12 protein-coding genes are annotated in these 15,137 nt (G+C 67.3%); 7 read left to right on the top strand and 5 right to left on the bottom strand.

Annotated features, from left to right (window positions below):
- Window positions 1–26: 26 nt before the first annotated feature.
- The 4 genes from AC4FS2_RS13450 to AC4FS2_RS13465 form a co-directional block, all read right to left on the bottom strand.
- A complete protein-coding gene (locus tag AC4FS2_RS13450; protein ID WP_491156185.1) occupies window positions 27–872 on the bottom strand; it encodes an MBL fold metallo-hydrolase in 846 nt (281 codons plus the stop codon).
- Between the two features lie 30 nt (window positions 873–902).
- Window positions 903–2,708 (bottom strand): flavin-containing monooxygenase, encoded by a 1,806-nt coding sequence (locus AC4FS2_RS13455; protein WP_491156184.1) that lies wholly within the window; start codon window positions 2,706–2,708, stop codon window positions 903–905.
- A 105-nt stretch (window positions 2,709–2,813) separates the two neighbouring features.
- Window positions 2,814–4,421 (bottom strand): flavin-containing monooxygenase, encoded by a 1,608-nt coding sequence (locus AC4FS2_RS13460; RefSeq protein WP_491156183.1) that lies wholly within the window; start codon window positions 4,419–4,421, stop codon window positions 2,814–2,816.
- Complete coding sequence (locus AC4FS2_RS13465; protein ID WP_491156181.1) at window positions 4,418–4,957, bottom strand: nuclear transport factor 2 family protein; 540 nt, start codon at window positions 4,955–4,957, stop codon at window positions 4,418–4,420. Before AC4FS2_RS13465 ends, AC4FS2_RS13460 begins: the two co-directional genes overlap by 4 nt.
- A gap of 139 nt (window positions 4,958–5,096) precedes the next feature.
- Between AC4FS2_RS13465 and AC4FS2_RS13470 the strand changes: the two genes are divergently transcribed.
- The 4 genes from AC4FS2_RS13470 (at window position 5,097) to AC4FS2_RS13485 (ending at window position 9,568) form a co-directional block, all read left to right on the top strand.
- Window positions 5,097–5,954 (top strand): SDR family NAD(P)-dependent oxidoreductase, encoded by an 858-nt coding sequence (locus AC4FS2_RS13470; RefSeq protein ID WP_491177594.1) that lies wholly within the window; start codon window positions 5,097–5,099, stop codon window positions 5,952–5,954.
- A 28-nt stretch (window positions 5,955–5,982) separates the two neighbouring features.
- Window positions 5,983–6,480 carry a nuclear transport factor 2 family protein gene (locus AC4FS2_RS13475; RefSeq protein WP_491156177.1) on the top strand — a complete coding sequence of 166 codons (498 nt, stop codon included), beginning with the start codon at window positions 5,983–5,985 and terminating at the stop codon, window positions 6,478–6,480.
- Window positions 6,481–6,680: 200 nt separating this feature from the next.
- Window positions 6,681–8,489 (top strand): NAD(P)-binding domain-containing protein, encoded by a 1,809-nt coding sequence (locus AC4FS2_RS13480; protein WP_491156176.1) that lies wholly within the window; start codon window positions 6,681–6,683, stop codon window positions 8,487–8,489.
- The gene (locus AC4FS2_RS13485; protein WP_491156174.1) at window positions 8,486–9,568 is read left to right on the top strand and encodes an LLM class flavin-dependent oxidoreductase; all 1,083 of its coding nucleotides are present in this window, start codon (window positions 8,486–8,488) and stop codon (window positions 9,566–9,568) included. Before AC4FS2_RS13480 ends, AC4FS2_RS13485 begins: the two co-directional genes overlap by 4 nt.
- On the opposite strand, the gene AC4FS2_RS13490 is transcribed toward AC4FS2_RS13485, so the two are convergent.
- A complete protein-coding gene (locus AC4FS2_RS13490) occupies window positions 9,534–10,400 on the bottom strand; it encodes an SDR family NAD(P)-dependent oxidoreductase (protein ID WP_491156172.1) in 867 nt (288 codons plus the stop codon). The genes AC4FS2_RS13485 and AC4FS2_RS13490 overlap by 35 nt on opposite strands.
- Window positions 10,401–10,637: 237 nt before the next feature.
- Between AC4FS2_RS13490 and AC4FS2_RS13495 the strand changes: the two genes are divergently transcribed.
- Genes AC4FS2_RS13495 through pntB form a run of 3 tightly spaced genes read left to right on the top strand, consistent with a single transcriptional unit; the run spans window position 10,638 to window position 15,135 of the window.
- Complete coding sequence (locus AC4FS2_RS13495) at window positions 10,638–12,161, top strand: alpha/beta hydrolase fold domain-containing protein (protein WP_491156170.1); 1,524 nt, start codon at window positions 10,638–10,640, stop codon at window positions 12,159–12,161.
- Window positions 12,162–12,202: 41 nt separating this feature from the next.
- On the top strand, window positions 12,203–13,738 hold the full coding sequence (locus AC4FS2_RS13500) for a Re/Si-specific NAD(P)(+) transhydrogenase subunit alpha (protein ID WP_491156168.1): 1,536 nt from the start codon (window positions 12,203–12,205) through the stop codon (window positions 13,736–13,738).
- Window positions 13,735–15,135, top strand: coding sequence for a Re/Si-specific NAD(P)(+) transhydrogenase subunit beta (gene pntB, locus AC4FS2_RS13505; protein ID WP_491156167.1), 1,401 nt, complete (start codon window positions 13,735–13,737; stop codon window positions 15,133–15,135). The genes AC4FS2_RS13500 and pntB overlap by 4 nt, the downstream gene beginning before the upstream one ends.
- Window positions 15,136–15,137: the final 2 nt, after the last annotated feature.

Genomic DNA, 15,137 nt, shown 5'->3' on the forward strand with positions numbered 1-15,137 from the left:
TCTGGGGGCCTTCATCGTCGTCCTGATCAGACGGGCAGATTCTCGAACGTCCGCTTGCCGTTTTCCTTGCCGAATCGCGCCCACCGCATGCCGGGCACGTGCGATCCCACGAAGGGCTCGCCAGTGTCGACGAGACCGCGCCGCACCACATCGATCTGGTGGGCTGCCGCCTCGCCGTCCTTGTGCGACGGGAGCGTCCAGTCCTCCTCTTCGAGCAGCTCAGGGTACCCGTGGATGAGGTCGCCGAGGATGAGCCCGGATTCCCCACCGTCGGCGATGCGGATCATGGAGGTGCCCGGCGTGTGGCCGGCCGCGTCGACGGTCTCGATGCCGGGGAACAGCTGCGAATCGCCGTTCCACGTCTCGAGGCGGTTCGCGATCGGACCGAGGCGGGGCTGCGGTGCGTCGAACTCCGGCTTCGCCAGGAAATGCTCCCACTCCGGAACCTCATAGCCGGGGGCCATGAAGTAGTTCCAGTCGCGCTCGTCGACCCGGTAGGTCGCATTCTCGAAGAAGGGCTTCCCGTTCAACGACGCCCACCCGATGTGATCGAAGTGCAGGTGGGTGAACAGCACATCCGTGATGTCGTTCGGATGCACTCCGAGCGCCAGCAGACCGGAGCGCAGCGCCCCGCCGGAGAACGGGAACGTCGGATTGTTCCCGACCCCCGCATCCACCAGGATCAGCCGGTCGCCGACCCCCTCGATGAGGAAGCTGCCGACGGTCTGCACCGGATTGTGCGTGATGTGGCAGAGCGAGAACGAGAACTCGTTCCAGTCGTCGTTCGTCTTCCCCTCGTTGTAGTAGTTCTCGGTCGGGATGGAGATCTCCCCGTCGATGACGGAGGTGATCGAGATGTTGCCGATGCGCATGAGGCGTCCTTGCTCTCGTGTGGCGAGGGATTACGAGGTGGTGGCGAGCTGCCCGGACGGGATCTGGCTGATGTGGCCCGGCGTCTGCCAGTCCTCAGGGATCCGACCCTGCAGTTCGGCCTGGATGCGCAGCGCGACGAGCGGCGCGTACCAGCGACCAGCGCAGATACCGCTGCCGCAGATCGCAAGGCGAGGCTGGCCGGCGATCGGCTTGTACTGGTGCCGCTCCGGGTCGCCGTCTTCGTTGTAGCTGCCGACGTCACCGATTCGTTCGGCGACCTCGGCGCCGAACAGTCGCTCGAGCAGCGTCTTCTGGTTCGTCCACCCAGTGGCCATGACGATGGCATCGAACTCGAGTTCCTCGCCGTCCTTCATGACAAGCCCGCTCCCGACGAAATGGTCGAGGTCGGCAGCCTGCTTGACGGTGATGTCACCGCGGATGATCGCCTGTGATGCGCCGACATTGATGTAGTAGCCACCGCCCACCTCGAAGTACTTCGCGAACCAGCCGTACTCCGATTCCTCGAGGACGAGTCCTGCCTTGCGCAGGTCCTCGTGCAGCTGCTTGTCGAGCTCGTTGCCCATCGCGGTCACCGCTTTGAAGTTGTTCAACATCATGGGCTTGATCTGTGACGACATCCACCGCTTGTCGAGCACGTCCGTCGGCACATCGCGGGTGTTGAACGCCCCGTAGTTGAGGTTCGCCGACGGCAGGTCGACCACAAAAGTCGGACCGCGCTGCAGCATGGTCGCCGAGCCGCCCTTGTTCACGATGTCGAATGCGATGTCGTGCGCGCTCGTACCGACACCGACGACGAGCACCTTCTTGCCCTGATAGTCGACACCTGAGCGGAACTTCGAGCTGTGGACGATCTCGCCCGTGAAGTCCTTCAGGCCCGGCAGGTCGGGGATGCGCGGAGTGCCGGCCGCGCCGGTCGACAGGATGATGTACTTCGGATGCAGCACCCGCTCGGAGCCATCGCCGCGACGGACGACGGCGGTCCACTCCTGCTTCTCCTCATCGAACTCGCCGCTGATGAACTCGGTCGACAGCCAGACGTTGAGGTCGAGGGCGGTGACGTAGACGTCGTACCAGTCGGCAAGACGGTCCTTCGAGATGTAGTCGGGGAAGCTCTCCGGGAACGGCAGGTACGGGAAGTGCATCATGCCGTGCGGCATGTGGAGCACGAGCGACTCGTAACGCTTGCGCCAGCTGTCGCCGTTGCGCTCGTAGCGGTCGACGACGAGCGCGTCGATGCCGAGTCGACCGAGGGCTGCGGCCGTCATGACACCGTTGTGTCCACCGCCGACGATGAGCACCTCGGGATCGTGGTCCTCGTACTCGGCCTTGGCGGCCTGCTGCTTGCGCTCGTTCTCGAGCTGCTCCTGGCTGTAGCGACCGAACTTCGGCCACGTCGGCTCGAGATCGCGAAGCTTCTTGAGACGGGTGAAGAGCAGGACGCCCTTGATCCCGACCGGCGACGACTCATCGACGACCACGTTGACGAGGGCATCGGCGTAGCCGGCGACGGTTTCGAACGTGAAGTTGATCTCGTAGGTTCCCTCGGGCGCGAACGGCACCGGGGAGATCGGGTCGACCGGGAACTCCGTGTCGACCGCGAAGTTCGACGGCTCGAGCTCGTCCGCCAAGGCCCAGATGATCTCGCCCATGGCGTCCCGGCTGTGGAATTGGCGGATCGTCAGGGTGAACGCCATGAGGTCGCGCCACATGGCGGTCTCGGTGAAGAGCTGCTCGAATCGAGCGTTGTCGCGAGTTCTGATCGCGCTTTCCAGTTCGGCGAGCCATTCGTTGGCCTGCACCGTGATGTCACCCATCGTTCCCACTTCCTCGTGATAGACAGTCGTGCATTTATCGATCAGCAATGATCAATACTTGGCGAAACAGTAGGGGCGCCCGTCTCGAAAGTCAAGCGTCTCCAATCAGGTGAACTCGAGGCTCGGATACCCGGCGGCGGCCTCGGCGTCGGCGTGGCGGACGTACGAGGGAAGCCCGCCGCCCCACGGCACGTAGACGCGACTGCCGTCGTCGTTCACCTTCACCATGTAGTTGTTCACCTGACGCCTGATGAGCTTCTCTGCGCCCTCCGCCTGGAGCGCGGCCCACCGATCCTGGGCCTCGTCGGTCGGTTGCACCTGCGTCAGGTCGTTCGCCTTCATGTGCGAGATGAGGTTGCCGATCCAGTCCACCTGATAGGTGTTGCCCACGTAGAGGTTGGCCAGTACCGAGGTGCTCCCCGGCGCCATGAGCATGAAGAGGTTCGGGAATCCTCTCGTCTGCAGCCCCAAGTAGGTGCGCGGCCCGCGGTCCCAGAGGTCCGTCGGCGCGATCCCCTCGTCATTGCGGATGTTCGCCTCGATCAGCGTGCCCGTGAACGCTTCGAACCCGATCGCGAAGACGATCACGTCGAACTCGATGTGACGGTCCTGGGTCTGCATCCCCGTCCGGGTGATCCGCTCGATCGGGTTCGAACGCACGTCGACGAGATCGACATTCGGCTGGGCGAACACCTCGTAGTAGCCGGTGTCGAGGATGAGCCGCTTCGTCCCCATCGGGTAGTCGGGCACGAGGCTCGCCTCGAGCGCCGGATCCTTGACGATGTCGCGGACCTTCTGCCTGACGAACTCGGACACGAGCTCGTTCGACGCCCAGTCGGTCATCTGGTCGTTGAAGACCCCGAGCATCGACTGGCTGCCGAAATCCCAGCGCTGCTGCATGAGCTGGTACTGGGTCTCTTCGGTGTACGACGCGGCCGGACCTGCGGGCGGTGGCATGAAGGTCGCCGCGTCCGTCGCCAGCAGGTCGCCGTAGAGCGCCGGGAACCGACCCTTGAGTCGCCGGATGCGCGACGCGTCCGGCGGGCGGTTCTGCGCGGGAATGGAGTAGTGCGGAGTGCGCTGGAAGACGGTGAGCTGCCCCGCGTATCCCGCGATGTCGGTGATCGCCTGCACGCCCGATGAACCGGTGCCGATTACGGCGACGCGCTTGCCGGCGAGATCGACCGCGTCCTCCGGCCAGTGGGACGTGCGGTACCAGTGGCCTTCGAACTCCTCGAGACCCGCGAACGTGAGATCGCGGGGTCGGGCGAGCTGCCCCGTCGCCATGACGAGGAAGCGGGCCTTCACCGACGGACCGGTGTCCGTCTCGACGAGCCAACGATCCTCATCCGGCAGCCAGGTGGTGCCGATCACCCGGGTGCTGAAGCGGATGCTGCGGCGCACGTCGAATCGGTCGGCGACGTGCTTGAGATACGCGAGCACTTCGGGCTGGGTGGCGTACCGCTCGGACCAGGTCCAGTCGCGGTAGAGGTCTTCATCGAAGAAGAAGCAGAAGGTATCGCTCTCGAGGTCGACCCGCGAGCCCGGATAGGCATTGTGGTACCAGACGCCGCCGACCTCGGGTGCCGACTCGATACCGACGACCGAGAAGCCCTCGGATCGGAGCTTGTGCACGGCGTAGATGCCGCCCATGCCCGCTCCGACGACCGCGACGTCCGGGGTGAGGAGACCGGCGTCGGCCCCGGCGTTCAACGGTCTCCTCCGTCGAGTGCCGGCGCCCAGACACCGTGTCTGGCGCCGCTTCGCGCCGCGGCGAGCAGCCCCCTGGCCTCGTCGCTTCCATCGAGCACGCGGTTCCACCTCCTGGCTATTTTCCATCCGTCGTCAGTGCGCACCATCTCCCAACGGTTCGCACTCACCCGCCACTGCCTGAATCCGTCGGCATCGGCGTCGCGGAGCAGCACCTGCTGGTAGCACGTGCCGACCGCGATGTCACCGTCGACCTCGATCATCGGGGCGCTCACGATGTGCGCCGCCCCGTCGTGGATGAAGCGCTGATGGGGGTCGGATGCGATCATGTCGGCGATGCCGGCAGCGCTGTCGAACGCGACGACCTTCGCGTCGTACACGCCGTCCTCGAGCCAGAGAGCACCCGTGTCATCCGGCGAGCCGCTGTCAGCGGCAGGACCGTATGACGCCATGAGCTTGGCCACTTCGAGTCGGTCTTCGAGCTGCGCCACTCGGGCGCTGAGCTCATCCACCACCGCCGACAGATCCAACGTGGACATCGTCGTCCTCCTGCAATAAGATTGACCTGTGCACTATTTGCGTCACTAAGTGCACTTATCGGCCACTCTATCGATCGGGTAGAGGCGGGTCAAGTGGGCGATGCACCGCCTCGATCGACGATGGAGTCGAAAGGAACACATGGGTACCTCCGCATTCCAGACGCGGCTCACCGGCAAGCGGATCGCCGTCATCGGCACCTCACCCGGACAGATCGGTGGGGCGATCGTCGCCCGGCTGACGTCGGAGGGCGCCGAGCTTGTCATCGGTGGTCGCAGTGTCGAACGCGCCCGCGCCGCCGCGGATGCTGCTGACGGCCCTGGGCGCATCCTCGCCGTCGAGCGGGTCGATCTTGCCGATGACGAATCGGTGAAGCACTTCATCGACGGCGCTGCGGAGACCCTCGGCGGACTCGACGGCTTCATCAACAATGCGGCGATGTACGGCGGCCCCGGCCAGGATGTGGATCTCGCCGAGATCGACCTCGACGTCTTCGACCATCTGGTCCGGGTCAACCTTCGGGGGCACCTCGTCTCGGTGCGGTTCGCGGTGCCGCACCTCATCGAGTCCGGGGGCGGCTCCATCGCGCTGACGAGTTCGATGGCGGGGCTCCTCGGCGAACCCACGAGGGTGGCGTACGGGGTGGCGAAGGCCGGGATCATGGCCCTGACCCGCCACGTCGCCTCTCGATGGGGCAAACAGGGCATCCGATGCAACACGATCGTGCCCGGCAGGATCGTGACGGGCGAGCCGAGGGACGACGTCGACGCGATCTTCCGGAACGCGCACCTCGGCATCGCCGCATCCCCGCGGCTCGGACGACCAGACGACATCGCGGCGGCAGCCGCGTTCCTGATGTCGACCGACGCCGAGTTCGTCAACGGCACGAGCCTCGTGGTCGACGGCGGGATGTCGCCGATCTTCGCCCCGGCACCGGCCGATGTCGACGACTTCATCGACCGCTATCCCTTCTCCAAGTCCGACCTCGGGTTCGACTGAACTCGAGCCAATGCGAGAGGCCCCTCCCATGCCAGACGACACCGACATCATCGCGCGCCTCGAGGCGCGAATCGCCGCGCTCGAGGACCGGCTCGCGATCGCAGACTCAATCGTTTCCTACGGCTCGAGCGCCGACGCCGGCGACGCCGTCGCCGCGGCGTCGATCTGGACCGATGACAGCATCTTCGACGCCGCGCCTGGAATGGTCTTCACCGGCCGGGCCGGCATCGAGGACCACGTCGCAGCCGAACCGCACCAGGCGAACATCCGGAGTGGATCGGCCCACGTCATCGGGGCCCACCGGATTGAACTCGACGGCGACCGAGCGACCTCGTGGGGATACTCCGAAGTCTTCCGCTACGACCCCGAACAGCAGCACTACACGTGTTGGCGCATCGCCGCGAACCGCTGGGACTGGGTGCGCACTGACGACGGCTGGCGGGTGCAGCGCCGCATCGCGCGGCCGCTCGACGGCGGCGACGAAGCCCGTGCGATCCTGGGCTCGGCATTCACGGACCGTGCGTGATCGACGACACCGCTGCGGGCTTGACGAGGTCGAAACTCGACGGTAATGTGCGAATACTGCCCATCTGAGTGCGATAATTGAACACCCGATCGTCAGCGGACACTTGGTAGCCCAGAATCGATGAAGATGGCAACCGGTATCGCGGGCGAGGGTCGCTCTCGATCGACGGCGACCGAACCACTCCGACTCCAAAGGATCCCATGACCGACACCCTGTCGATCCCGACGTCGACCCTCTCGCCGACGGAAATCGCCGAGGTCTTCGGCACCTGGCTGAGCCGGTTCGCCGACGCGATCGCCGAATCCGACTCCGCTGCGCTCGGAGCGCTTCTCGGAGACGACATCACCTGGCGGGACTTCATGGCGTTCCTGTGGGACTTTCATCACACGGTCGGTCACGGCCAGACGGTCGACCGCCTCATCGAACTCGCCCGAGAGTGGAACGTCTCGGACATCGGCCTGAGCGCCGAGCAGGCACCGATTGCGTTCAACGGCGGGATCGCCGGCTTCTTCGACTTCACCACCACCGACCGCGTCGACCGCGGCTACGTGCAACTGCGCGCATCGGCGGCCGGATGGATCGCCTCGATGATGCAGACGCAGATCGTGGGTCTTCAGGACTTCCCCGAGCACGTCGGCGGTCACCGCCCCGAAGGGAAGGTCTACGGCATCGTCCCCGGCCGCACACGGTGGTCCGACGACCGCGCCGCCGAGTCCGCATTCGAGGACACCGATCCCGCCGTGCTCATCCTCGGCGCCGGCCACAACGGCCTCGCGCTCGCCGCACGACTCGGGGCCCTCGACGTGTCGACCCTCGTAATCGACCGCGAGGCGCGCGTCGGCGACACCTGGCGCAAGCGCTATTCCTCGCTCGCTCTGCACTCCAGCGTCCACGGCGACCACTTGCCGTACTTCGAACTGCCGCCGAACTGGCCGGCGCACGCGCCGAAGGACAAGGTCGCCGACTTCCTCGAGTCGTACGCCAAGCTCATGGACGTCAACACCTGGTTGAGCACGACGTTCATCGGCGGTCGCTACGACGAGGACAAGCAGCGCTGGGACATCCGGGTCCAGCGCGGCGACGGCAGCATCCGTGTGCTCCGGCCCCGTCACTTCATCGTCGCCGGCGGCCTCTTCGCCGGGCCGAAGATTCCGCAGATCCCGGGCCTCGACCGATTCACCGGGCTCGCAGTGCACTCCGACAGCTTCCAGGACGGCGCGAGATTCGACGGCAAGCGAGCGCTGGTCATCGGCGCCGGGGTCTCGGGGCACGAGCTCGCCCACGACCTGTGGGAGCACGGGGCCGACACCACGATGCTGCAGCGCAGTTCGACCTACGTCGTCACCTATGACACGTACCACAAGTACTGGGCGTCCCTCTTCTACGAGGGTATGCCGCTCAGCCCCGAGTTCGCCGATCAGATCACGTACGCGATGCCGAACGAGCGCTCGGACGAGATCAACAAGGAACTCGTCGAGCTCGCCGCCGAGGAGGACCGCGAGCTGCTCGAAGGGCTCGAGTCGGCCGGGTTCAAGCTGAACCGCGGCCTCAACGGCACCGGCATCCTCGGCAACCACCAGTCGGGCAAGGACTCCTACCAGATCGACATCGGCGCGTCGCAGCTCGTCGCGGACGGGCGGATCAAGCTCAAGCAGGGTGTCGAGGTCACGGAGATCAGGGACGGCAACACGGTCGTCTTCAGTGACGGTACCGAGCTCACCGACGTGGAGCTGCTTGTCTTCGCCACCGGGTACCACCAGTTCTGGGGCCACATCAAGCCGGCGCTCGGTCACATCGCCGACCGCATCGACAAGGCGTACGGCAGGGCAGCGGACGGCGAGTACGCCAACACCTGGCGCCGATCCGAACAGCCGGGCCTGTGGTTCGCCACCGGCTTCATCCGGATGGCGCGCTTCTACACCCCGTTCACGGCGCTCCTCATCAAGGCGATCGAAGAAGGTCTTCAGCCGATGGATCCCGAACGGCCCGAGGCCCGACCGGGCGCATGACCGAGGTCTGGCGCGCGGGCGGCGTCGACACGCTGGGCCTCGACCCGTCGTCGATCGTGGCCGAAGGCTGGGACGGCCAGATGTTCATGGACTCCCAGTCGCTCGGGGGTGATCCGTACGCGCTCATGGGCGTCTGGGCGGCGAAGACGTCATCCCTGCGGCTCTCCACCGGCGTCACGAACCCGCTGACCAGGCATCCGGCCGTGACCGCGGCCGCGATCGCGACGGTGCACGCCGTCTCGGACGGGCGCGCGGTGCTCGGCATCGGCCGCGGCGACTCCGCTCTCGCGTACCTGGGCTACTCGCCGTCCCCGACGAGCCGTTTCGAGACCGCACTGACGAACATCCGGACGCTCCTCAGCGGCGGATCGATCGCGTTCGGGGATGACGGACTCACGGGGGCCGCCGAATCCGCCGCCCGACTCGAGCTCGGCGACCGCCCATCCACGGCCAGTCTCGGCTGGCTCCCGTCCTCGCTGACGCCGGTCGCCGTCGATGTCGCCGCAACCGGACCGCGCGTGATCGACATCGCCGCGCGCGTGGCCGATCGGGTGACCTTCAGCGTCGGCGCCGAGCCCGAGCGGATCCGGTGGGCGATCGCGCGTGTCACCGACGCCGCGACAGCGGCCGGACGACCGACGCCCTCGCTCGGCGCTCAGCTGGTCGTGGTCTGCCATCGAGACCCGTCGGTGGTCCAGTCCGCCGCGGCGAAGCTCGCCCTCCCGCTCGCGCGCTTCCAGGTCATCGGGGGCGGCCGGGCAGCCGGCCCCGGGGGTTCCGCCGACGCGGCGCACTACGACGCCGTCCGACGGGGCTACGCCATGACCAAGCACAGCGACTTCGAGGGCGAAAAGCTCGTCGGCGAAGTGCTCGTCCCCGACTTCGTCAACCGGTTCGCGATCGTGGGCACGCCTGAGCACTGCCTCGAGCGGCTCCTCGAGCTCGAGGCGCTCGGCCTCGACCGGTTCGTCGTGTTCGGCCCCGGCTTCCACGACGACGGCGAGCGCGGCGCGAGCCTCTTCTCGAAGGAAGTGCTGCCGTTCCTCAGTGGCCGATCGACTCGGCCCAATACCCGTTGAGTTGGTCGCCGAGTTCGTCGGGACGCCAGGAATCCGTGCGGGTCGCAATCGAGTCGAGCTCGGTCCGGTAGGTGCTCACCGATCGGCCGTCGAATCGCACGATCCTGCCGGTGACGCTGCTCGTCGAGTCGGAGAGCAGGGCAACGACCAACGGGGCAATCTCGTCCGCGGTCGGGAACGACGTCGGATCGGCACCGCTCTGATCGATGTGCTCCGCCGTCATCGGCGTCATCGCCCACGGGGACACCGCATTGACCCGGATCCCGTGGGGCGCGCCTTCGATGGCCCAGTTGACCGTCATCGCGTTCACGGCACCCTTCGTGGCGCCGTAGGCGCTCATGCCGAGGATGCCGTGCTGGGCGCCGGAGACGATGGTGACGATCGACCCGCCGTTGCCCGCCTCCACCATGGCCGACAGTGCGTGCTTCACCCCGATCATGACGCCGACGACATTGATCTCGACGATCCTGCGCAGCGCGCTCTCGCGCTCGTCCCACGGACTCGCCATGTGCATGACCGCCGCGTTCGCGACGTATCCGTCGAGTCGGCCGAACCGCTCGATGGCGGTGGCGACCACGCGCTCGGAGTCGTCCCACGAGGTGACCGAGCCGGCTTGGGCGAGGGCGGTTCCGCCGGCCTCACGGATCCGGTCGGCCACGGCCTCGACCGCGGCTTCGTTCACGTCGACCAGCAGCGTCGTCGCGCCGGCGGCCGCGGCAGCGAGCGCGTACGCCTCGCCGAGCCCTTGGCCGGCGCCCGTGACGACCACAACGCGGCCATCGAGGGATGCGGCGTCGTGGCCGTCGGGGATGGACGTCGTGACTTCAGGCATTCGAGCTCCTTCGCGCGTGCCACTGCCATCCGCGATCTCGCGAACGTCGTTCCCTGAGAGAACGTTACAGTTCAATAGTTGCATTGAGCGTATTCGCTCCCACGCATCCCGTCAATCGCCCCTCGAAGCGGAGCATGACAGAATCGTGGGAGTTGCACTAAGGTTCGCATTTAGTGCACAGTTGCGTGCAGATAGCGCCGGCCGCCGGACGGGGGCGGAGATCGAGCAGACCACCAAATGGAGGCGGATGTGGACGAGCGCGGCAATCACGACGCCGACCGTGACCTTCCGACTTCGGTCGAACTCATCCCGGGAGTCGCGGTGCGCGTGCTCCCGAGCGTCGAGGTCCGCCTCCGCCCGCTGGTGCTGTGGATCGGCGACGAGGACGGACGCGACGACGTCGGCGCGGATGGACTCGCCGACCAGGCCGTGGTCGTCACCGTCGAGCACCGGCCCGGAGACGAACGGCGATCCGACCTCGATGACGTCGACCGAGCGCTCCAGTGGGTTCGCGCCCGAGGGGTGGCGCTCGGTGGGGATCTCCGACGCCTCGCCGTGGTCGGCATCGGCAGCGGCGCTCCGCTCGCCGTCGAGCTGGCCGACCGGGTGCGTGGTCGCGGCATCCGCGAAATCGCACTCGTCGTCGTGGCCCCCGGGTCGATCGTGATCGGTGACCACGACTCGAGCGCGGCACCCACGGTGACCGTCACCCGACCCGTCGACGTCGCGGCGACGATCCAGAGCACGATCGACACGGTCGATCCCAGCTCGGCCCCGCCGCCGGCGATCGACGTCGACCGACGCATCGAACCACCCAGCCGCGCATTCCTCGATCGACTCGCGCACTGGGACACGTCCAGCATCGCGACGATCCGGGCGACGTACGGCTCACTCCCCAGGCCGATCACCCCCGCATCCGACGACGTCGCCCGATCGGACGACACCGTCATCGGGGCGTCCGGCCACCCGATTCCGGTCCGCTGGTACCGTCCTGCCGACCTCACGAGCCCGGCGCCCGCGATGCTGTACCTTCACGGTGGCGCCTACATCATGGGCACCTTGAACGAGAACGACGAACGGCTCGAGCGGCTCGCGATCGAGCTCGGATGCGCGATCGTGTCGGTCGACTACCGACTCGCCCCCGAGCACCCGTACCCAGCAGGACTCGACGACGCGCTCGCGGTGTGGTCGACGCTCGGCGACGGATCGAATCCCGACATCGATCCGGATCGCCTCGTCGTGCTCGGCTCGAGTGCCGGTGCCGGCCTCGCGGCAGCGCTCTGCATCAGGTTGCGCGAGCTCGGAGCCCCGCAGCCGTTGCTCCAGGCCCTGGTGTATCCGATGCTCGACGACCGGGAGCATCCGTCGATCAGCGCGCTCGAGGGCGGCTCCGGTCACTGGGGGCTCTGGCACCTCAGCGCCGAGCGACTCGCCTGGGACGCGTATCTCGCCGGTGTCGGTGATCGCGGCGCTCCGCCGGTCACCGCCGTCCCCGGCCGGGCCGCACCGGACTTCGTGCGCGATGTCGCTGCGGCGTTCATCGGGGTCGGTGATGTCGACGCACTCGTGGACTCGAACCTGCGGTACGCGGCGACGCTCATCTCGGCCGGGGTGCCGACCGAGCTCCACGTCTATCCCGGGGTCATCCACGGCGGATTCGTCCCGCATCCCGTGACGGACGGCACCCGCGCGTTCCTGCGCGACGTGACCGCGGCGCTGCGGCGCGCCCTCAACGGTCGCGACGACGCGACACGCGCATGATCGGCGAAGCGATGACCTCAACAGAAGGCGAGACACGACCAGTGGCACGAATCGGCATCGTCGCAGAGGGCGACGGCGAGACGAGGGTGTCGGCGACGCCGGCGACGGTGACGACTCTGCTCGCCCTCGGATACATCGTCGCGGTCGAGACCGGCGCCGGTGTCGCATCCTCGTTCCCGGACTCCGCGTACGAGGCGTCAGGTGCTCAGATCACCGATCGACGGTCGGCGTGGGGCAGCGACATCGTGCTGAAGATCGCCGCGCCGTCACCGGCCGAGGTCGCGCTGCTCGCCGACGGCGCGACGATCATCGCGCTGCTGAGCCCCGCCCTCCGCCCCGACATCCGGGAATCGCTCGAGACACGAGGCATCACCGCACTCGCCCTCGATGCCGTGCCCCGCATCTCGCGGGCGCAGTCGATGGACGTGCTGAGCTCGATGTCGAACATCGCCGGCTACCGCGCCGTCATCGAAGCGGCGCACGAGTTCGGTCGGTTCTTCACCGGCCAGGTCACCGCCGCCGGCAAGGTGCCACCGGCGCGCGTTCTCGTCGCCGGCGCCGGCGTCGCCGGTCTCGCCGCGATCGGCGCCGCCTCGAGCCTCGGGGCGATCGTCGTGGCGACCGACCCCAGGCCCGAGGTCGCCGACCAGGTGAAGTCGATCGGCGGCACGTACCTCCCGGTCGTCGTCGACGAGGAGATGGCATCGACCGACGGCTATGCGAAAGCGACCAGTGAGGCGTACGACCGCGCTGCGGCCGACCTCTACTCGACCAACGCGCGCGACGTGGACATCATCATCACGACCGCGCTCATCCCGGGGCGGCCTGCCCCCAGGCTCATCACGGCCGCCGACGTCGCGGCCATGAAGCCCGGCAGTGTCATCGTCGACATGGCGGCGGCCCAGGGCGGCAACGTCGAAGGATCGAAGAACGGCGAGCGGACGGTCACCGAGAACGGCGTCGTCATCCTCGGCTATTCCGATCTCGCCGCCCGTCTCCCCGCCCAGGCCTCGCAGCTGTACGGACGGAACCTCGTCAACCTGCTGACCCTGCTCACCCCCGGCAAGGACGGCCGCCTCGTCCTGGACTTCGACGACGTGGTGCAGCGCTCGATCACCGTCGTCCGCGACGGGGAGTCGACCTGGCCTCCTCCCCAGGTCACGGTGTCCGCGGCACCGATCGCGGCGACCGCACCGCCGGCCCCCAATTCCCCGGCTCGCCGATCGTCGCCGATACGACGCGCCGCGCTCATCGTGCTCGGCATCGCCGCACTCTTCGCCGTCGCGGCGATCGCCCCCGCGCCGCTCCCTGAGCATCTGACGGTGCTCGTGCTCTCGACGGTCGTCGGCTTCTACGTCATCGGCAAGGTCCACCACGCGCTGCACACCCCACTCATGAGCATCACGAACGCGATCTCGGGCATCATCGTGATCGGCGCCATGCTGCAGCTGACCATCCCCGATCTGCCGGTGCAGATCCTGGCTTCGATCGCCGTCCTGCTGGCGTCGATCAACGTCGTCGGCGGATTCGCCGTCACGAGGCGGATGCTCGCCATGTTCCGGAAGGCCGACCGATGACCGCCGCCGCCATCTCGACCGCCGCCTACCTTGTCGCCGCGGTGCTGTTCATTCTGAGCCTGCGAGGACTCAGCACCCACGAGACCGCTCGATCTGGCGTCGTCTTCGGGATCACCGGAATGCTCCTCGCGGTGGGCGCCACCGTCTGGGTCACCGTCGAGAACGCGTGGGGCGATCCGCAGGCGACGGTCGGGCTCGTGCTCCTCATCGTCGCGGTCGTGGTCGGCGGCTCGATCGGTCTGTGGCGTGCGCGGGTCGTCGAGATGACCGGGATGCCCGAACTCATCGCACTCCTGCACTCGTTCGTCGGACTCGCCGCGGTGCTGGTCGGGTGGAGTGGCGCCCTCCATCACAGCGGTCTCGACGGCGCCCTCCGCGACATCCACAACGCCGAGATCTTCATCGGCGTCTTCATCGGCGCCGTGACCTTCACGGGCTCGATCGTCGCCCACCTCAAGCTGTCGGCGCGGATCTCGTCCCGACCGCTCATGCTGCCCGGCAAGAACCTGCTCAATGTCGGCGCCCTGGTCGCGTTCGTCGGGCTGACCGTCTGGTTCGTCGTCTCACCGGCGCTCTGGTTGCTCGTGGTCGTCACGATCCTCGCGCTCGCCCTCGGATGGCACCTCGTCGCCTCCATCGGCGGCGGCGACATGCCCGTCGTCGTGTCGATGCTCAACAGCTACTCGGGGTGGGCCGCCGCGGCCGCCGGCTTCCTGCTCTCGAACAACCTGCTCATCGTGACCGGTGCCCTCGTCGGTTCCTCCGGTGCCTACCTCTCGTACATCATGTGCAAGGCGATGAACCGATCGTTCTTCTCGGTCATCGCCGGCGGATTCGGCATCGAGGCCCCCGTCGTCGGCGACGACGCGGTGGGTGAGCACCGTGAGATCTCAGTGGCGGATGCGGCGGAGCTGCTCATGGACGCCGAGACCGTGGTCATCACCCCCGGCTACGGTATGGCCGTCGCCCAGGCCCAGTATCCGGTCGCCGAGCTGGCCAACCGGCTCCGCGAACGCGGCATCGACGTGCGGTTCGGGATCCATCCGGTGGCCGGGCGGCTACCGGGGCATATGAACGTACTGCTCGCGGAGGCGCGGGTGCCGTACGACATCGTGCTCGAGATGGACGAGGTCAACGACGATCTCGGATCGACCTCGGTCGTCCTCGTGATCGGAGCGAACGACACCGTCAATCCAGCGGCCGCCGAGGATCCGAGCAGCCCGATCGCCGGGATGCCGGTGCTTCGCGTGTGGGAAGCAGGCCACGTGATCGTGTTCAAACGATCGATGGCGTCAGGCTATGCGGGGGTGTCGAACCCGTTGTTCTTCCGCGAGAACACCTCGATGCTGTTCGGCGATGCGAAAGAGCGCGTCGAAGACATCCTGCGGCTGGTCTGACG

This window comes from Microbacterium sp. Z10_103, from assembly GCF_058310455.1.

Bases quoted from the DNA above. Each gene is read 5' to 3' on its own strand.
- AC4FS2_RS13450 (WP_491156185.1), bottom strand. From the start codon at position 872: ATGCGCATCGGCAACATCTCGATCACCTCCGTCATCGACGGGGAGATC.
- AC4FS2_RS13455 (WP_491156184.1), bottom strand. From the start codon at position 2,708: ATGGGTGACATCACGGTGCAGGCCAACGAATGGCTCGCCGAACTGGAA.
- AC4FS2_RS13465 (WP_491156181.1), bottom strand. From the start codon at position 4,957: ATGTCCACGTTGGATCTGTCGGCGGTGGTGGATGAGCTCAGCGCCCGA.
- AC4FS2_RS13470 (WP_491177594.1), top strand. From the start codon at position 5,097: ATGGGTACCTCCGCATTCCAGACGCGGCTCACCGGCAAGCGGATCGCC.
- AC4FS2_RS13475 (WP_491156177.1), top strand. From the start codon at position 5,983: ATGCCAGACGACACCGACATCATCGCGCGCCTCGAGGCGCGAATCGCC.
- AC4FS2_RS13480 (WP_491156176.1), top strand. From the start codon at position 6,681: ATGACCGACACCCTGTCGATCCCGACGTCGACCCTCTCGCCGACGGAA.
- AC4FS2_RS13485 (WP_491156174.1), top strand. From the start codon at position 8,486: ATGACCGAGGTCTGGCGCGCGGGCGGCGTCGACACGCTGGGCCTCGAC.
- AC4FS2_RS13490 (WP_491156172.1), bottom strand. From the start codon at position 10,400: ATGCCTGAAGTCACGACGTCCATCCCCGACGGCCACGACGCCGCATCC.
- AC4FS2_RS13495 (WP_491156170.1), top strand. From the start codon at position 10,638: ATGGAGGCGGATGTGGACGAGCGCGGCAATCACGACGCCGACCGTGAC.
- pntB (WP_491156167.1), top strand. From the start codon at position 13,735: ATGACCGCCGCCGCCATCTCGACCGCCGCCTACCTTGTCGCCGCGGTG.